Raw genomic sequence first — 18587 nt, forward strand, 5'->3', positions numbered from 1 at the left:
TGTGAGGTGGTAGCGTGAATAAGCCCTTGGATTACATATTTCCCCATCCGCCGGCGGACCTGGATCCGACGCAGCTTGACCCTGCGGCGGTTCCCCAGCACGTGGCCGTCATCATGGACGGCAACGGTCGATGGGCGAAAGAGCGCGGCAAGAATCGCCTGTTCGGCCACAAAGCCGGCATCGAGGCGGTGCGCGAGACCATCCGCTGCGCGTCCGACGTGGGCGTTCGCTACCTAACCATCTATTCGTTCTCGTCCGAGAACTGGCGCCGTCCGCAGGAAGAGGTCATCGGCCTGATGAACCTGTTCGCAACCACTATGCTGGCTGAAGTGGACGGCTTGCACGAAGAGCACGTTCGGGTCATGACCATCGGGCAGACCGATGCGCTTCCGAAGAAGACGCGTGACGCGTTCGCGAAAGCATGGGAGAAAACGAAGGACAACGACGGCATGACCCTGGTCGTGGCGGTGAACTACGGCGGTCGTCAGGAGCTGCTCGACGCCGTCCGCTCGTACATGGACGAGGCTCATGACGCGATGCGCGACGGTCGCGCGCCCGAGGAGCTTACCGAGGAGTCGTTCGCTCGCCATCTGTATACCGCCGACATTCCCGATCCCGACCTGCTTATTCGCACGAGCGGCGAAATGCGCGTATCGAACTTCCTGCTGTGGCAGATCGCGTATTCGGAATTCGTGTGCACCGACGTTCTGTGGCCCGACTTCAACCGGTACGAGTTGCTGCGTTCGCTGCTTGAGTACCAGGGGCGCGATCGACGGTTCGGGGCGGTGAAGTAAGTGGACGAGCGGCCCGGCGATCAGTCGGCCAACGATGATCGCAAGCGCACCGAGCGCATCAAGGACTTCGCGTACGGAAAGACGCCCAAGAAGCTGAAGAACGCCACGGACCTCCAGGTGCGGTTTCGCACGGGCTTCGTGTACGTGGCACTGTCCGTGGTGTGCATTTTGGCAAGCGAGTGGACCACGGTTGCGTTCTTGGTCGCCACGGCCGGCATCACGGCGGGCGAGTTCTACTATATGCTGCGTTCCGATGCGAAGCTTCCCAATGAGATGCTTGGCATCATCGCGGCCATGCTGTACCCGCTCAGCGTGTTTTTCTTGGGATTGAACGGGGCGCTGTACGTCAGCATGGCGCTGCTTCTGGCGTTGATCGTGTGGTACGTGTTCTGGATGCGGGCGCGCGTTCCCGACGTGGGCGTGAGCTTTTTCGGCGCGGCGTACTGCGGCATGCTGCTGTCCGGTCTGGTGGTCATCCGCACGGCGCTTCCCCAGCCGTGGGGCGGCGTGCTGGCCCTGGGCGTGTTCTTGAGCGTGTGGGCCAACGACTCGTTCGCTTATTTGGTGGGCAGCAAGTTCGGCAAGCACAAGCTGGCTCCGCGGACCAGCCCCAAGAAAAGCTGGGAGGGCTTCATTGCCGGCTTGGTGGGATCGGCCGTGTTCTGGTGCTTGATGACGTTTATTCCGGGCGTGGTCATGTCCATTCCTCAAGCTATCGTGTTTGGCCTGATCAGCGGATTGATGGGCGTGCTTGGCGATTTGGCTGAAAGCCGCATCAAGCGCAATTCTGGCTTCAAGGACTCCGGGAGCATCATGCCGGGCCACGGCGGCTTGCTCGATCGATGCGACTCGCTGTTCTTGGTGGCCGTGACTTCGGCCATCCTTTTGGTCGGGGGAGGCTGCATTCCGTTTCCCGTTCCTCTTTTCTAGGGGCGGGCGACGCGGCCGCCTTTGCTGGCACCGCGAACGACTTGGTGACTGAACGCTCTGATAGGAGGCGTACGTGAAACGCATCGTTGTTCTGGGCTCTACGGGTTCTATCGGCACGCAAACGCTCGACGTGGTGCGCAGGCATGCGGACCAGCTTGAGGTTATTGCGTTGGCGGTGCATTCGCGAGCGGACGAGCTTTTGGCTCAGGCTCGGGAGTTCGGGGTGCGTCACGTGGCGGTAGGCGACGAGCGTTTGAAAGGCGAGGCGGTTGCCGACGACCTGGCGGCCCTGGTGCGCGAGAGCGCGCAGCCCGCACCGAGCGCATCGTCTACGCTTGCCCAGGCCGTTGCGCGCCGCGAAGCCGGCGGCGAAGGAGCGCTGGGGTTCGGTGCCCAGGCCGTTGCGCGCTTGGCGAGTCTTCCCGAGGCGGATATCGTGGTGAACGCCCTGGTGGGAGCAGCCGGTTTGCGCGCAAGCCATGAAGCGTTGGCGGCAGGCAAGGTTCTTGCTCTGGCGAACAAGGAGTCCCTTGTAGTGGGCGGCGACCTCATCATGCCCCTGGCTGCGCAGGTTGACGCCCAACGTCGAGCTGCGGGAACGGCACCTGCGCAGGGTCCTGCGGGGGCGCTCATGCCCATCGATTCCGAGCATGGGGCAATCTACCAGTGCCTGCTCGGCGAGGACGCGCGCGAGGTGTCGAAGCTGTGGGTGACCGCTTCGGGCGGCCCGTTCCGCGGACGCACGCGTGCCGATCTGGCTTGCATCACGCCTGCTCAAGCCCTGGCTCACCCCACCTGGAACATGGGCGCGAAAATATCAATCGACTCGTCCACGCTTATGAACAAGGGGCTCGAGGTCATAGAGGCCCATCATTTGTTCGCGATGCCCTATGACAAGATCGAAGTGGTGGTGCAGCCTCAAAGCGCCATCCATTCCATGGTGGAGTTTTCCGACGGCAGCGTGAAGGCGCACCTCGGCACCACCGACATGCGCATTCCCATCCAGTTCGCGCTGTCGTATCCTGAGCGCTGGGACGCTCCGGTTGCGCCGCTCGACTTCCGCACGCTGGGCACGCTGGAGTTCGCCGCGCCCGACACCGATACGTTCTGTTGCCTTGACCTGGCGTATCATGCGGGGCGTACGGGCGGTACGCTGCCGTGCGTCATGAACGCCGCGAACGAAGTTGCAGTCGCCGCGTTCTTGGCCGAAGAGGGAACCTATTTGGGCATTGCGGAATGCGTCGAAGCCGTCATGGACGTGCACGAGCGCAACGGCGTTCAACGGGTCGAGAGCCTTGATCAGCTGGAGGCCGTGGATGCTTGGGCTCGCCAGGAAGCGCGTCGATGGATCGAAGCTCGCTAGTCCGCCAACGCAGCCTGTTCGTATAGCGTTTTGGCGGGAAAATCCATCCCATCGGGCCAGATCACCGCATCTTGCTTGGGCGACACCTTTGCTTGCGCGAAGTAATCTCGATCGACAAGCTTGCCTATGCTATCGCTGGATGCATGGGCCCATGTGCTGAAAATGCGCGAACTTCCGTCGTTCCAGCTAGTAAGGATCTTGTCGCCTTCAGGGCAAGGCCGTACCTGTTCGATACGTTTATCGGGATTCCACACCATTTGCCGTCCTCGCGGGGGCAGCGGTTCTTCTCGTTCGACGGTCGAAGACTCGTTGTATAGAAAACCGGCCCCGAAGTCTTGGCTTCTTGGCCAGGCTATGCCCCGTCCGTGGCCTAGTGCGTAAGCGGTTTCGAAATACTCCCGGTTGGTCAACTCGCCCATAAAATCATTCTTAAGATAAGGGCTTGGATCGAATACGCTTCGCCTCCCATCGTTCCAGTCGATGACGATCGAGCCGTTTTCGAGTAACCCGAAGTCAATGATGTGCTTGTCGAGATGCCACTTCATCGCGTCCTCCTCAAACCAACGGATCGATGCGGAAGCAGGTGCTGTTTGAGCTGGCTAAATACCAATTGTCATCAAGCTCCTGCATGTGAAGAGCCGCCCAAGCTACGACGAGTTTCGCCTGGCGCGGGGGAAGGCAACCTGCAAGCAGGTCCCCTTCGGTCGAGTATACCGCTTCGTATTCGCCGTAGGAAGCGTGAAAGTGCGGCTTGTGATGCGGGGCGTTCGATTCGTGGTAAATCATAATTTTGATCCCGTAGAAAAAGCTGATCTCAGGCATGTGTTGCCCTTTCGATTTCTCGATGGAGGCTTGTATTTCGTTGTGCGGATCCGCTGGTACTATCTTAGCTGCGGCATCTTGCGCGTAGATGACGTGCGTCCAGCGAAATGCTTGCGCGATCTATCGTGGAGCTTGCTCGTTTCTTGGCTGGTTCCAGCGCGGATCTAGCGCGGTTCCAACGCGCATCTAGCAGAAACCTGTTCGGAATATAGCCAAAACCTAGCAGGAATCCAGCGCGCGTTGCCCGGATATTGGCCGTTGAGCGCAACAAGCCAGGTCAAAGCGCTGAAACGCTCCCTTTGTCAACCCGGATCTGCAGCGTGTGCACGTGCGCCCGCCACGGTGGAAACCGCAATGGGTACGCATGCGCGCCGCAGTGGAAAACGATGTAGCGCGCCGAAGTCGATAGTTGCCTTGCCTGCGGTCGGCGAAGGTTGATCGGGCCGAGCTTGCTCTCTGTGCGATTCTTTCCCAAATGTTGCGTTCGAAGGACATGCAGAAAGGCGGCGTTGAATACGGTCGTGAGTTTTGCCTGGTCGCAGATGCCCACTGTTAACGGGCGGGTCTTGACGTACCCTTCGACCGCAACATTTCGAGAAGAATCGAGCGTGCGAGCCCGCAAGCGCACGAGCCCGCGAGCGCACGAGCCCGCAAGTGCACGGGTCCGCAAGCGCGCGAGCCCGCAAGCGTGCGAGCCCGCGAGCGCACGGGTCCGCGAGCGCTCGGGCGCGCAAGTGCGGGCATGGCCGCGCCGGGCGCACCGTCAAGGCGGCTGCGAGCGGGCGTCGAGCCAAGCGCCTCCGCCATCCACTCCAGCATGCCGACACTGACTTCGTAGGCTTCTTCGTTCGGGCGACTCGCCTTGCCGAAATCGAAGCGATAGCCGATGTCGCTGCGGTTGTCGAATCGCTCGAGCGTGCATGTGACCGCGCGGATCTGTCGGCGCTATCCTGGAGTTGTCTCGAACCGGCTCTTTTTGCCGGGTTGGAGGTTGCGTCGGGAATGCGCGAACGCTGCCGTGGGAGCAATGCGGCGTACTGGCGTCGGGTTTGCTCGCGAAGATTTCGCGGCAGGTTCGTGGGTTTCTCGTTTGAAAATGGTTCCTTCGCGGTTTCACTTTATACTGGGGCATGACACATTGCCGGCTCTCGGATGCAGCGCTGCATGCTGCAGGAGCGAGGCCGTTAGCGCATAGGAGCTGTGTATATGGACGTAATCCTCATGATCGTGTACGCCACGCTGGTGCTGGGCTTTCTCGTGTTCATTCACGAGGGCGGCCATTACCTGGCGGCGCGCGCGTTCGGCGTGCGCGTGACCGAGTTCATGCTGGGCTTGCCTGGCCCCAGCATCGGTTTCACCAAATGGGGCACGAAGTTCGGCGTCACGCCCATTCTCCTGGGCGGATACGCAAAGGTGTGCGGCATGGAGCCGGGCGAGATGAGCCCGCATCTGGAGCAGGTTCTGGCCGCCCTGTACCGGCGCGGCACCGCCAACATGGAGGACATTGCTGCGGACTGCGGCATTACCGACGACGAGGCCTACGAAGCGCTCGAAGAGCTGACGGAGTGGGGGTCTATCGTGGGCCCCTCGAAGAAGGACCAGTACAACACGTATCGAACGCCGGAGTACGTCCCATCCAAGAAGCAGATCAAGTCCGCCCGCGCCGCCGGCCTTCCCGAACCGGTTGCGGGGGCGCTCGGCGAAGCGCGTCCGGTTTCGGATCCGCATGCGTTCTTCGAATCCGAGTACCGGCAGCAGTATCGCAGCCTGCCGTTTTGGAAGCGCGCGATCATTCTGGTAGCGGGCGTTGCCGTGAACCTGTTGTTCGCCGTGCTGCTGTTCATCGTCTTGTTCTCGGTGGTCGGGATCGACATGCAAAACCCCACCACGGGCGTTCTGCAGCATGTCGTCGTGGGGCCGATTCAGGCTATCCAGATGGGATTTTCGTACATCGGCATGGTGATCCAGCTGATCGCGGGCCTGTTCAATCCGGCGACTGCGGCCGAAACCATGTCCAATTCCTCGTCCGTTATCGGCATCGCGGTCATGTCGAAAGACGCGTTCGAGGGGGGTCTGGTCAACATCCTCCAATTCTTTGCGGCTATTTCGGTGTCGCTCGGCATCATGAACCTGCTGCCCATCCCGCCGCTTGACGGAGGCCGTTTGGTCATCGAGCTGTTCCAGAAGCTTGCGCGTCGCACGGTGTCCATGAAGGCCCTCAACTACCTTTCGATGGCGGGCATGGCGCTGTTCGTGTGCTTCTTCTTGGTGATGGCGAATCAAGACATCCAAAGGATCATATCGGGCGTCGGCTTCGGCGCGTAAAGCACGCGCTCCGCGAAATCCCTGTGCATTTGCTTCGCCGAGCGGTCAATCAGCGGTAGAATAACCTGCAATGCACTCGTGCGCCCTGTGCCCTTTGGAGCCGGGCGCGGTTCTGCCGCATCGCGTTCGCGATCGGCGGGGATCAGAAACGGAGAAACGATGGCGATCGACGCCAAACCGAACGAACGCACCCGTCGGGTGATGGTCGGCGACGTGCCGCTGGGCGGCGGCGCGCCCGTTGTCGTGCAGTCGATGCTCAACGCGCCGGCCGACGACGTGGCTGCGAACCTGGCCCAGATCCGAGCGCTGGCCGACGCGGGGTGCGAGGTCGTGCGCATGGCCATTCCCCGGCGCGCTTGCCTTGACGCATTCCAGGCCGTGTGCGAGGAATCTCCGCTGCCCGTGGTGGCCGACATTCACTTCGACGCGGGCATCGCGGTCGAGGCGGCGCGACGCGGCGCGGCGAAGCTGCGCATCAACCCCGGCAATATCGGCGGGCTGGCCAAGACCGATGCCGTGCTCGACGCTGCAGGCGAGGCGGGTATTCCCATTCGCATCGGCGTGAACGCCGGTTCGCTTGACGATGCCATTGCGGCCCGCGAGGATCTTTCGCAGCCGGAGAAGCTGGCGCTTTCGGCCGTCGACTACGCGCGCTACTGTGAAAGCCGCGGCTTTCGGGACCTGGTGGTAAGCGCGAAGGCTCACGACGTGATGACCACGGTGCGCACGTACCGCCTGCTCAGCGAAAAGCTTCCGGGCGTTGCGCTGCACATTGGCGTCACGGAGGCAGGCACCACGTTCCAAGGCGTCATCAAGAGCGCGTGCGGCCTGGGGATTCTTCTTGAAGAGGGGATCGGCGACACGCTGCGCATCTCGCTTACCGACGATCCCGTGCAGGAAATTCGCGCATGTTGGACGCTGCTTGCGGCGCTCGACCTGCGCCGGCGCGCCCCCGAGCTCATCAGCTGCCCGACGTGCGGTCGCTGCCAGGTCGACCTTATCGGCATGGCGCGGCAGGTTGAGGATCGCATCGCGGGGCTGGACAAGCCGCTCAAGGTAGCGGTCATGGGATGCGTGGTGAACGGACCCGGCGAAGCTGCCGACGCCGATATCGGCGTTGCGTGCGGCAAGGGGTCGGGCGTGGTGTTTTTACAGGGAAAGGTCGTCCGCAAGGTGGAGGAAGAAGCCATCGTGGACGCTTTGATGGAGGAGATTGGAAAGCTATGACGAATTCGAATATCATGCGTATGAGCCAGCTCTACGCCCCCACGCTCAAGGAAGATCCCACCGATGCGGAGATCGCCAGCCATAAACTGCTGCTGCGCGCTGGCTTCATTCGCAAAACGGCGTCGGGCGTGTACACGTTCCTGCCGTTGGGCAAGCGCGTCCTGTCCAAGGTGGAGGGCATCGTCCGCGAGGAGATGGACGCTATCGGCGCTCAGGAGATCATGATGCCCGCGCTGCAGCCGGCGGAGCTTTGGCACGAGTCCGGCCGTTGGAACGATTACGGCCCCGAGCTCATGCGCCTGAAGGATCGCCACGACCATGAATTCTGCTTGGGGCCCACCCATGAAGAGCTGCTCACCGCGCTGGTTCGCAACGAGCTGCGCTCGTACAAGCAGCTGCCCCTTTCGCTGTACCAGATCCAGGTGAAGTTCCGCGACGAGATCCGCCCGCGCTTCGGCCTTCTGCGCAGCCGTGAATTCATCATGAAGGACGCGTACAGCTTCCATGCCGACCAGGAGTCGCTGCAGCAAACGTATGACGAGATGAGCGAGGCGTACGGCCGCATCTGCGATCGCATGGGCCTTGACTACCGTCCGGTCGAGGCCGATCCGGGTCAGATCGGCGGCAGCGTGACCTGCGAGTTCATGGCGCTTGCCGAGGCTGGCGAAGCGGAGCTTGTCCATTGCTCGTGCGGGTACGCCGCGAACACCGAAGCCGGCGACTGCCTGGCTCGCCCGACCGTCTACGACGTTCCGGCCATGGAAAAGGTTGCGACGCCCGACGTCCATACCATCGCCGAGCTGGCTGCGTTCCTGGACATTCCCGAGTCCTCGACGGTGAAGGCGCTTTCCGGCAAGAACGACGAGGGCAAGCTGGTGGTCATGTTCGTGCCCGGCGATCACGAGCTCAACGAGATCAAGGCTGCCCGTGCGGCTGGCGGGTTCACGCTGCTGACCGACGAGGACATGGAGTCCTTCGGCCTGCACAAGGGCTCGATGGGCCCGGTGGGTCTGCCCGAGGGTGCGTACGTGATCGCCGCGCGCAGCTTGCAGGCGGTTCCGAAGTGGGTCGTGGGCGCGAACGAGGACGGCTATCACTACGTGGGAGCGCAGCTGGGCGTTGACTTCAAGGTGGACGAATGGGCCGACCTGTGCATCGTGCGTCCCGGCGACAGCTGCCCGACCTGCGGGCTTCCGTTGGAGGGCGCGCGCGGCATCGAGGTTTCCCAGGTGTTCCAGCTAGGCGACAAGTACTCGCGCTCCATGGGCGCCACCTTCATGACGGAGGACGGCTCCGAGCAGCCCTTCCTCATGGGCTGCTACGGCGTGGGCGTTTCGCGCACCATGGCCGCCATTGTCGAGCAGCACAACGACGAGAACGGCATCAGCTGGCCGCTGACCGTCGCCCCTGCTCATGTGTGCGTCATTCCGCTGACGGTGGGCGATGACGAGGTGCAGCCTGCGGCCGAGAAGCTGGCGGCCGACCTGTCGCGGATGGGCCTTGAGGTGGCTATCGACGATCGCAAGGAGCGCGCGGGCGTGAAGTTCGCCGACGCGGACCTGATCGGCTGGCCGCTGCAGATCATCGTGGGCAAGCGCGGCCTGGCGGAGCAGAAGGTGGAGATCAAGCGCCGTAGCACCGGTGCGCGCCGCGACATCCCCTTGACCGCGCTGACCGATGCGCTTGCGTTCGCGCAGCGCAACTCGAAGGTGTGGGGCTCCGAGGTTTCGCTCTTCGGCAGCTTGTTCGAATAAAAGACGCGCGCAGGTCCAAGGATAGGGTAGGTCGAGACGAGGCAAGGGGGCACGCTTCCCTTGCCTCGTCCGTTTCACCCGGGACATTGCTTGCGCGCTCGTGTATTGAGGAAGAGAGACGTTGTGCAACGCGACATCCAGGCAGTTCTGTTCGATCTCGACGGTACGTTGCTCGATACGTACGATCTTTTGCTGGCCACGTTTCGCTATGCCACGCGCACGGTGCTGGGCGAAGTCGTTCCCGATGAGGCGCTTATGGCCAAGGTGGGGCAGCCGCTCAACACGCAGATGCGGGATTTCACGGACGACGATTCCGTGCACGAGGAGCTGTGCCGCGTGTACCGGGAGCACAACGCCGTGATCCACGACGACCTCATCAGGCTCTTTCCCGATACGATCGACATGCTGAACCGCCTGAAAGACGAAGGAGTCCCGCTTGGCGTGGTCACTTCGAAGCGGCACGATCCGGCGATGCGCGGCCTCGATTGCTTCAACCTGGCCGGCTACTTCGATTTCGTGGTGGGATCCGACGACTGGCCGGAGCACAAGCCGAGCCCCGGTCCCGTTGCCCACGGGTGCCGGCTGCTCGACCTTCGTCCCGAAGCGTGCCTGTACGTGGGCGATAGCCCCTTCGACATGCAGGCGGGCAACGCCGCGGGATGCGCGACGGCGGCAGCGCTCTGGGGCATGTTCTCGCGGGGCATGCTGCTTGGCGAAAGCCCTACGTACGTGTGCGGGCGCTGCTCGGACGTTCCCCCGTTGCTCGGGATCGGTTCCTCTTCCTACCGAGTCTGATTCGGCTGGCCGTACGTTTTAGCCACCCATTGCTCGGTAACGTCCAAGAACGCTTTTGTCGCGGCCGAGGTTGTTTTCATCGAGCGGACGGCGATGCCGATTTCGCGACTCGTTTCCACTTCGGGAGGCACCACGGCTATGGGGAAGGGAGCGTTGCGCAGGATGAGGTCGGGCAGCACGCTGAACCCCAGCCCTGCGCTCACCATACTCATCACCGCATAGTCGCTGTCGACGGTGAAGCGCACGTTGGCTTCCACGCCGTTGTTGCGGAAGAGCGCTTCCATCTCCGACGACGTTCCGCTGAGCAGCCGTATGTAGGGCTCGCCTGCAAGGGAGCGTGTGGGGAAACGCGGCGCGTCGGCCAGCGGATGATCCGGGGGAAGCGCCACGAGCAGGGGATCGTGGCGCAGGGGCAGGGAATCCATTTCCATTTTGATGGGATAGACGAAAAAGCCGCAGTCGGCGTCGCCGCGATATACGGCTTCTTCCAGCGCATCCTCGTCGTCCATGCAGATGAGCTGGAGGTCGATGCCGGGATGCTGGGCCAGAAACGTTTTCGCTATGCCTGGAAACCACTGGGTTGCCGTGCTGGTGAAAGCCGCTACGCGGACGATGCCGCTTTCCAGATGCTTGAGTTCGGCCAAACGCGCTTCCAGCTGTCGTTCGCTGTTGCAGACGTTTTGCATCCAGGGCAGCAGGTCCTGGCCCTCCGCCGTGAGGCGCGTGCCGCCGTACTCCCTTACCAGCAAGGTGACGCCCAGATCTCGTTCGAGCGAGTTTACAAGGTAGCTTATGCCGGCTTGGGTGTATCCAAGGTCGTGCGCCGCCTGTTTGAAGCTGCCCGTTTCGGCTACTTTGAGAAGCGCCTCGTATTTCTGATTGCCCATACCGTTCGCCTTTCGCGTCGATATCGTGATTCTCGCGTTTATTGCGCAAACGAACAAGGGGTATGACATGGCTTTACAAGAATTACTTTAATTTTTGAAAAGATAGTCTCGTTTTACTTTTTATAGCCGAACCCGTAGTATGTCGGAAATTCAATCGTAGTCGTGCAAGGCTTCTTGATAGAAGTCTTTTATTTCGTACGCTGTCTGTCGCACCGTCGCGCACGTGGAAGGAGGAGTTGTGGCGAATCGTTCGATCAAGCGTTGGCCTTACGTGGCTCTTGTCGTTTTGCAGACCGTTATCTTCGGGTCGGGCAACGCCATCACGAAGATGGCGTACGACAGCATCACGCCGCTGTGGTGCCTGGCCATTCGCTTCGGCTTGGCGCTGCTCGTGTTCGCGCTGTTCTTCGGTCCGCGTATCGTGCGCCAGGTCAAGGGCGTGCGCTTGCGCGTTTGGGTGCCTTCGGCCGTATGCATGGCGCTTGCGTACCTCACCTGCAACGTGGCGCTCGATTTGACCACGGCCACCAACGTGGGCTTTCTGGTTGCTTTGCCTGTGGTGTTCGCGCCGCTGCTCTTTTCAGTGGTGAATCGGCGCCGGTACCCTCTGGCCTTCATCCCGTTTCAAGTTGCCGTCGTCGTGGGGCTGTATCTGCTGTGCAACAACGGCGGGGCTCTGACTTTCGGATGGGGCGAGGTCCTGGGGCTTCTGTCCTCCGTTGCGTTGGCGGGGGCGCTCGTGTTCGGCGAGCGGGGGTTGGCCGAGCTTGACGCGGTTGCCGTGGCCGGCACGCAAATAGCCATGTCGTTCGTCGTGTCCCTGGTTTGCGCGCTTGCGTTCGAAGCGCCGGTTAATCTGGCTGCCGTGCAGCCGATCGCGTGGGGCACTATCGCGTTTTTGGCCCTGCTTTCTACGTGCCTGACGTTTTTGCTGCAGAACTTGGCGTTGACGGCGCTGCCGTCGTCGTCGGTGTCGCTGCTTTTGACGGGAGAGCCCGTGTTTACCGCCGTGTTTTCGTTCGTCCTGCTTGGCGAGGTGCTTTCCGCTGCCGGTTTTGCCGGGGCCGTCGTTATCGTGTGCGCCGTGATGGCCGCCACGTACGTAGAGGGCCGTCAAGCCTCCGGCGCGCGCGAGCATGCGCTGGCTGCGCGAGGCGCGCTCGAGGGCGTGGCTTCCGCACGCGTGGCGGCTCTTGGGGCGGAAGCCTCGCACGCGGCGCTGCCCGACCAACTGGCGCTCGCCCGCGAGAACGCTGCATAGCGGCGGTTCGCATTCAGTTCGGGGCTTCGCTTCTCTGCATTTGCATTCACATGACGGTTTCCTTGCGCGCATTGCCCTTTTCGCCGATTTAGTGCATCATGATTGCAAGGGCTGGGTTTTCGATTGCCCGGCGAATCGCAGGCGAAGGAGGCATCCATGGCTAACCTCAGCGACGGATTCAAAGACATTTTCTTGGCCGGTATCGGCGCTATGGCTATTACCGGGGAGAAGACCAAGGAGCTTGTCGATCAGCTGATCGCAAAGGGCGAACTCACGGTTGATCAAGGCAAGGAGATCAACACCGAGCTCAAGCACAAGGCCGAGGACGCCGTGTCCGCCATGCGCTACGACATGCTCGAGGCGCGCATGGTCGCTATGACGCCCGAAGAGCGAGCCGAGTTCGCCGCCAAAGCCGCGGAGTTCGCTGCGAAGGCGGATTCCAAGCCGGCCGACGTCGAAGTGGGCGATGCGTCTTGCGTCGAGGTGGACGATCCTGCCAAGAGCGAAGAGCGTGCTGACCAGCAGGTTTCCGGCGCATAGCGTGCGAATGAACGCATGATCGACAACACCGTACTCAAGCACTTCTTCAGCACCGGCGCGGACATCGATCCGGAAGGGCGCTTCAATCTCAACCGGAAGACGAGGGCGCGCCGGCTGAAGGAGATATATTCGATCCTTCAGAAGCATCGCGTGCTGCACGGCTTCACGCCCGAAGGCTTCCGAGCCATGCTGGAAGATCTGGGCCCGAGCTTCGTCAAAATCGGGCAGACCCTTTCCACGCGCTCGGAGATTCTTCCGAAGGCTTACTGCGACGAGCTTGCAAAGCTGCAGATGGAGTGCGACCCTCTGCCGTTCGACCAGATACTCGCTGCGCTCAATGACATGTACGGCGATGCGCAAGGGGATTTGTTCGACGCCATCGACCCCACGCCGCTTGGCAGCGCGTCGCTTGCGCAGGTGCACAAAGCTCGCCTTGCGACGGGGGACGTCGTGGCCATCAAGATACAGCGGCCGGGCGTGAAGGCCACGATGGCGCAGGATATCGACATCATGCGCACGATGGCGCGCCAGGCGTCTCGCTTCATGAAAGACGAGCAGATGCTCGATCTGCGCGACGTGGTCGAGGAGCTGTGGGCCACGTTTCTTGAGGAAACCGACTTCCAGCGTGAGGCGGCGAACCTTGAAGAGTTCGCGCGCTTGAACGCGAACGTGGCGTTCGTCGACAGCCCTCGGGTGTACCCGGAGCTTTGCAGCGAATACGTGCTGGTCATGGAATATATCGACGGCATTCCCATCTTGGCGGTCGACCGGTTGCACGCCGCTGGGTATCAGCTTGAAGAGATCGGCGAGAAGATCCTCGACAACTATGCCACCCAGATTCTCGATCACGGGTTTTTCCATGCCGACCCGCATCCGGGCAACCTGCTTATCCGCAACGGCAAGGTGGTGTATATCGACCTGGGCAACATGGGTCGCCTGTCGCCGCGCGACCGTGCGGGCTTCGGCAGCATCATAGAAGCGGTGGGCATGCAGGATTCCGCAGAGCTTAAAGATGCTCTCATGTCGTTCGCCGCCTCGAAGGACAACGGGGTGATCGACCATACGCGTTTCCTGGCCGACCTTGATTTGCTGCTGAGAGACTACGGGTCATGCGATGTGGCCGATATCGACATTGGCGAGTTTCTTGCCGATATTCTTATGCTCACGCGTTCTTGCAAGGTCACGCTGCCGTCCTCTATCACCAGCGTGTCGCGCGGCATCGTGACGCTGGAAGGAACCATTGCGCCGTTCATTCCCAATGAAAGCGTCGTCGGCATCATCAACGCGCATATCCAGCGTTCGAAGGACCCGCAAGGCAAGCTGATTTCGGCCGTCGAGGATCTGGTGCTTGCGCTGCGCTCGTCCGCGAACGGCGCGCTCGGCGCGGCCCAGTACTCAGGTGAAGCGCTCAAGATGCTCACGCGCGGGCAGCTGAAGATGAACATGGAGGTGCTTGGATCTGAAGCGCCGCTGTCCAAGCTGGCCAAGATCATCAACCGCTTGACCATGGGAATCATCATCGCCGGGTTGTTCATCGGCTCGTCCATGCTGTCGCTGTCCACAATGGAGCCCCGGCTTCTGGGCGTGCCCGTCCTGGCGTTCTTCGGCTATCTGGGTGCTGCCATTTTGTCTATCTGGGTGATCGTCGACATTCGACGCCGTAGAGTTTGAGGCTTTTCGCCGAGGGATGCGCGACCGGATGGGCCGATGGGTCTCGCGGTGTGGGCGGGCGTTCGCGGGTTCAGCGGTCTCGCAGCGCGGCCGCGCGATGCGGGAGGGAGGCCCCTGGCTTCCGCTGCGAAGACGCTATCCAACGGAGGGGTCGGGCTTACGCACGAAAAACCGCTCCCGCTGGCAGCTTTTGACGGTTTGAGGTCGTCGAGTCGAGTGCTGCTCTTGTTGGCGCTCAACCCGATTTTCGTTTTGCCTGCTCACAGCTTCGGCTTGGCGCGCTGCACTTTCGCGAGCGCTCTTCACGGGCGATCAAACGACCTCAAACCGCAAGAACCTGCCAGCAAGGGCGGCTTTTCGTGCGCAAAATCGCGTTTGGCGCGATCGTTTGCCCGAGCGCCCGGTGGGCCCTGCGACCACGCGGCCGGGCGTTCGCTTCGCGGCGGGTTTCAGATGGATCGCTCGTGGTAGGGAGCCTTGTTCAACGCCCTGTGGAAGCGGCTGTGTCGACGGTTTCCGCATGGTGTGCGTTTGCATTCGGCGCGAACGCGCGAATGGGCAGTGCGAGCGTGAAGCCGCAGCTTGCGATTGTGCGACCTGCGTTGCTCCCGGGAGCGCAACCAAAAGTTGCGCAAGATTCCAACTGAAATTGGTCGCGCTCGAAGCGTTGCAACCGTACTCTTTTCAATACGCTATGATGAGCGAAACGAGAAAGGGAGCACGATGAACGTAGAGATCGCGCAGCGTCTGGCCGAGCGTCGCAAACAAGCCGGGTTGTCTCAGGAGGCTTTGGCCGAGAGGCTGGGCGTGTCGCGTCAGGCCGTGTCGAAATGGGAGCGGTCCGAGTCTTCCCCCGACACCGATAACCTGATCGCGCTCGCGCAGTTGTACGGGGTGTCTCTGGACGATTTGCTGTACGTGGACGAAGGCATGCAAGATGACGTGATATTCGAGGCGGCCGACCGGGCTTCCGAGCGCGAGGCGACGGCCTGCGAGAATCGCGATGAGCCCAGTGCGAAGGAAGCGCCTGCGGACGACGAGGTCCCGAATACGGAGAACCCTTCCAAAGTGCGCATAGGCGTCGGGGGCATCCACGTGGAGGACGGCGCGGAGAAAGTTCATATTTCCTGGCGCGAAGGAATTCACGTAATCGATGGAGAGAAGGGCGAAGAGGTGCATGTCTGGTGGAACGGCGTGCATGTGAAAAGCCCCAAGAACGGCCCGGATGACGACGAGGTCTTCATCGACGGCGATAACGTGGTCATTAACGGCGAGCAGTTCGATAGCTGGCACGACGCTCACGCCAAGTACGGCCATCGGGGCGGTGGCCGGTGGGACGATCCGTGCGGCTACACCGTGCAGGGCGAGCGCTTCGAGACGCTTGACGATGCCCGTGCGAAGTACGGTGACGAGGTGGGGAAGAGCATCCCGGTTCGCAAGCATTATCTGCGCGAGTTCGAGCGGTCGTGGCTGAAGTTTCCCTATCCGCTCGTGGTTATTCTGGCGTACCTGCTGATCGGCATCATGAACGGGCAATGGGGGATGGGCTTGTTCCTGTTCTTCACCGTGCCGCTGTACTATATGGTGGGCCATGCCGTGGGGCGTCGGCGCATCGCTCCGCTTATTGCCGGAGCGTATCCGCTGGGAGTGACGGCTTGGTTTTTCTACATGGCGTTCGTCTTGAGCCAGCCGCATCCGGCTTGGGTGGCGTTTCTGACCATCCCGTTGGTGGAGTGGCTTGTGTTCAGCCTTTCCCATTGGTGGCGCGATCGCAAGCGTCGCAAAGCCGCTGCTCAGAGCGCCCCTATCGACGTGCAGGGGGAAGGTGCGGGATGGATTTGCCTCTTTTTCAGCCGTTATTTCTTCCCTGTATGTAAAAGCGCCCCGGTCGTTAACAACCGGGGCGCTTTATCGTAGATTGTACGTTTCGGGCGGCTTAGACGAAGCGGCTGTAGTCGTACGTAGCGGGCTTGTTGTGCTTGCTACGCTGCTTCTTGGCCTTCTCGTTCGCCTGATGCTCGGCGTTGCTCTTCTTCGAGACGCGCTTGGCCGCGTTGGAGTAGTTCTTGGAAACGTTCTCGCGCTTTTGGCCCTCGAACTTGCGGTCGAAGCATCCCTCGCGCTTCGGTCCCTCGCTGCGCTTGCCTTCAGGGCGGTTGCTGCGTCCGGGACGGTTGTCCTGGTCGCGCTTGCCCGCAAAGCTCTTGCCTTCCGAGCGCTTCCCATCGAAGCTCTTGCCGGCGGGGCGCTTGTTGTCGCGGTTGCCGTCACGTCCGCTTGCGGAGGAGCGGTTGCCGTTATAGGAGCGGCCGCTGCTCTTGCCGCCCTTGCCCTTGTAGCCGCCGCTGCGCTGACCCGCGCCCTTTTTCGGCTTCTCGAGCACGGAAAGGCTCAGCTCGTAGGTTTCCAGCTCCATAAGCGGGATATCCTTGCCGATCAGCTTCTCGATGTCGCGCATGGTGCGGCTGGACTCGCGGGTGACGAAGGAGATGGCGTAGCCCTGCTCGCCCGCGCGGCCCGTGCGGCCGATGCGGTGCACGTAGTCCTCGGGCATGTCGGGCAGGTCGAAGTTGATGACGTGGTCCACGTCGGGCACGTCGATGCCGCGCGCCAAAACGTCGGTAGCCACCAGGATGGACGTCTTGCCGCGACGGAAGTTCTCGAGCGCGCGGCGACGCTGGCCCTGGCTTTTGTCGGAGTGGATGGACTCGGCGCGGAAGCCGGCGTCGCACAGCGCCTCGGCGCAATCCTCGGTGCGGTTCTTGGTGCGGGCGAACACGATGACGCGCTCGGAGCCCTTTTCGTTCAGCACGGCCTGCAGCAGTTCGGGCTTCTCGTGGTTCTTGATGGGCATCATGAACTGCTCGACCGTTTTGGCGGTCTCGCCGTTGCGGGCGATCTCGACAATCGCGGGGTCGTTCAAAAGCGAACCCAGGTTCTTCTGGATCGACTGATCGATGGTGGCCGAGAACAGAAGCGTCTGGCGGCATTCTGGCGTAGCGTCCACAATGGTGGTGACGTCGGGCAAAAAGCCCATGTCAAGCATGCGGTCGGCTTCGTCAAGCACCAGCGTTTCGACGCTCTTCAGGTCCACTACGCCACGCGACATGAGGTCCTTCAAGCGGCCCGGGGTGGCGATGAGCACGTCGGTGCCGCCGCGCAGCTCCTTGATCTGCGGGCCGTAGGGCGTGCCGCCGAAGACCGTGGTCACGAAGTGGCCGGTCTTGCGCGAGATCTGCATGCAGGTGCGAGCGATCTGCTGCGCAAGCTCGCGGGTGGGGCTGACTACCAGCACGCGAGGCGCGCGGTTGCGGCCCTTGAGGCGGGGCAGGGTGGACAGCGTGGGCAGCAGGAACGCGGCGGTCTTGCCGGTGCCGGTGCTGGCGGCGGCAATCAGGTCGCGGCCTTCCATGATCAGCGGAATGGACTGCTCTTGTACGGGGGTGGGGTTCTCGTAGCCCAGACGCTCAACTGCGGCAAGCGCAGCTTCGGAAAGGCCGAGGTCGGCAAATTTGGACATATTCTGTTCCGTTCTCTTCATGCGCGCCTTCATGCGCGCTGGTTGTTCGCATGCGCCCTCAGCTCCCCCTGCAAGAAGGGGACGGCTCTAAGCGCTGCCCTGTTCGCACCCGCTCCTGCGGCGTGCATTGCGCTTGACCCGAGCCGCTTATCTCAATCTGTTTGGCGAAACTATGCGAACGCGCGAAAAGAAACGAGAAAGAATTTCGTGTGAAGCGACCATCTAGTATGGCCCTTGCGGCTTCATATAGGAAGAGAGAACGCCCAGAAACACGTTGAATGTGTGCGAATCTCCACGGAAGCCGGGTCTGGCGACTGCACGTTTGGCCTTGCCCGTTTAGTAGTGACGGGCGCATGGAAGACGCTCGCGGTGGTTTGCCTACCGTCTGCGGTACACAAGCGTCGTATTGCCAAAGGAAGCAAAATTTCCTGCCGAAATGATAGGTTTTTCGATGGATGTAGGAGCTGTGTTGATCTCGAAAAAAATTTACGCAAAACGATAAATGATAATTTTACAAATATGCAGTTGATCTGCGAAAACAAAAAATCGGGGGGGGGGGGTGCTTTTTGCCATATGCCAAATTCTTGTTGCTAAAGCGATATCTTGCCAGTATGATTGGGAGAAAAGTTGAGATGATTAATACATATCAAACCGATTCATGCTATAAACCTATCGAATGTAGCGTGCATCGGGGAGGC

General features: G+C 61.4%; 15 protein-coding genes. 11 read left to right on the forward strand and 4 right to left on the reverse strand.

Annotated elements, in window-relative coordinates; translation table 11 throughout:
• Positions 1 to 14: 14 nt before the first annotated feature.
• The 3 genes from LG373_RS00745 (at position 15) to dxr (ending at position 3087) form a co-directional block, all read left to right on the forward strand.
• Positions 15 to 794: an isoprenyl transferase gene (locus LG373_RS00745; RefSeq protein ID WP_114567095.1), complete on the forward strand. Its 780-nt coding sequence runs from the start codon at positions 15 to 17 to the stop codon at positions 792 to 794.
• On the forward strand, positions 795 to 1724 hold the full coding sequence (locus LG373_RS00750) for a phosphatidate cytidylyltransferase (protein ID WP_114567094.1): 930 nt from the start codon (positions 795 to 797) through the stop codon (positions 1722 to 1724). It abuts the gene before it with no gap.
• Between the two features lie 73 nt (positions 1725 to 1797).
• Positions 1798 to 3087 carry a 1-deoxy-D-xylulose-5-phosphate reductoisomerase gene (gene dxr / locus LG373_RS00755; RefSeq protein ID WP_225748709.1) on the forward strand — a complete coding sequence of 430 codons (1290 nt, stop codon included), beginning with the start codon at positions 1798 to 1800 and terminating at the stop codon, positions 3085 to 3087.
• Here the strand turns inward: dxr and LG373_RS00760 are convergent.
• Positions 3084 to 3632 (reverse strand): DUF2442 domain-containing protein, encoded by a 549-nt coding sequence (locus LG373_RS00760; protein WP_225748710.1) that lies wholly within the window; start codon positions 3630 to 3632, stop codon positions 3084 to 3086. The two genes, dxr and LG373_RS00760, sit on opposite strands and share 4 nt — an antisense overlap.
• A gap of 10 nt (positions 3633 to 3642) precedes the next feature.
• Positions 3643 to 3909: a DUF4160 domain-containing protein gene (locus LG373_RS00765; RefSeq protein ID WP_216529096.1), complete on the reverse strand. Its 267-nt coding sequence runs from the start codon at positions 3907 to 3909 to the stop codon at positions 3643 to 3645.
• 1206 nt (positions 3910 to 5115) lie between these two features.
• Here LG373_RS00765 and LG373_RS00770 point away from each other — a divergent pair.
• The 4 genes from LG373_RS00770 to LG373_RS00785 all read left to right on the forward strand — a co-directional run bounded on the left by LG373_RS00770 (position 5116) and on the right by LG373_RS00785 (position 10010).
• Positions 5116 to 6234: a site-2 protease family protein gene (locus LG373_RS00770; protein ID WP_225748711.1), complete on the forward strand. Its 1119-nt coding sequence runs from the start codon at positions 5116 to 5118 to the stop codon at positions 6232 to 6234.
• A gap of 159 nt (positions 6235 to 6393) precedes the next feature.
• Complete coding sequence (ispG, locus tag LG373_RS00775) at positions 6394 to 7461, forward strand: flavodoxin-dependent (E)-4-hydroxy-3-methylbut-2-enyl-diphosphate synthase (protein ID WP_216529098.1); 1068 nt, start codon at positions 6394 to 6396, stop codon at positions 7459 to 7461.
• Positions 7458 to 9215 carry a proline--tRNA ligase gene (locus LG373_RS00780; RefSeq protein WP_114567088.1) on the forward strand — a complete coding sequence of 586 codons (1758 nt, stop codon included), beginning with the start codon at positions 7458 to 7460 and terminating at the stop codon, positions 9213 to 9215. Before ispG ends, LG373_RS00780 begins: the two co-directional genes overlap by 4 nt.
• 123 nt (positions 9216 to 9338) lie before the next feature.
• Complete coding sequence (locus tag LG373_RS00785; protein ID WP_225748712.1) at positions 9339 to 10010, forward strand: HAD family hydrolase; 672 nt, start codon at positions 9339 to 9341, stop codon at positions 10008 to 10010.
• On the opposite strand, the gene LG373_RS00790 is transcribed toward LG373_RS00785, so the two are convergent.
• Positions 9998 to 10897: a LysR family transcriptional regulator gene (locus LG373_RS00790; RefSeq protein WP_225748713.1), complete on the reverse strand. Its 900-nt coding sequence runs from the start codon at positions 10895 to 10897 to the stop codon at positions 9998 to 10000. The genes LG373_RS00785 and LG373_RS00790 overlap by 13 nt on opposite strands.
• A gap of 238 nt (positions 10898 to 11135) precedes the next feature.
• Here LG373_RS00790 and LG373_RS00795 point away from each other — a divergent pair, with 238 nt between their 5' ends.
• The 4 genes from LG373_RS00795 (at position 11136) to LG373_RS00810 (ending at position 16286) form a co-directional block, all read left to right on the forward strand.
• A complete protein-coding gene (locus tag LG373_RS00795; protein ID WP_225748714.1) occupies positions 11136 to 12158 on the forward strand; it encodes a DMT family transporter in 1023 nt (340 codons plus the stop codon).
• A gap of 156 nt (positions 12159 to 12314) precedes the next feature.
• Positions 12315 to 12698, forward strand: a complete 384-nt coding sequence (locus LG373_RS00800; protein WP_216529101.1) for a phasin family protein — start codon at positions 12315 to 12317, stop codon at positions 12696 to 12698.
• Between the two features lie 15 nt (positions 12699 to 12713).
• Positions 12714 to 14369 (forward strand): AarF/ABC1/UbiB kinase family protein, encoded by a 1656-nt coding sequence (locus LG373_RS00805; protein WP_225748715.1) that lies wholly within the window; start codon positions 12714 to 12716, stop codon positions 14367 to 14369.
• Positions 14370 to 15092: 723 nt separating this feature from the next.
• The gene (locus tag LG373_RS00810; protein WP_225748716.1) at positions 15093 to 16286 is read left to right on the forward strand and encodes a helix-turn-helix transcriptional regulator; all 1194 of its coding nucleotides are present in this window, start codon (positions 15093 to 15095) and stop codon (positions 16284 to 16286) included.
• Positions 16287 to 16305: 19 nt separating this feature from the next.
• On the opposite strand, the gene LG373_RS00815 is transcribed toward LG373_RS00810, so the two are convergent.
• On the reverse strand, positions 16306 to 17889 hold the full coding sequence (locus tag LG373_RS00815) for a DEAD/DEAH box helicase (protein ID WP_216529104.1): 1584 nt from the start codon (positions 17887 to 17889) through the stop codon (positions 16306 to 16308).
• Positions 17890 to 18587: the final 698 nt, after the last annotated feature.

Origin of the sequence: Paraeggerthella sp. Marseille-Q4926, from assembly GCF_916618935.1 — a bacterium.
In the GTDB taxonomy this organism is placed as follows: Bacteria; Actinomycetota; Coriobacteriia; order Coriobacteriales; family Eggerthellaceae; genus Paraeggerthella; species Paraeggerthella hominis.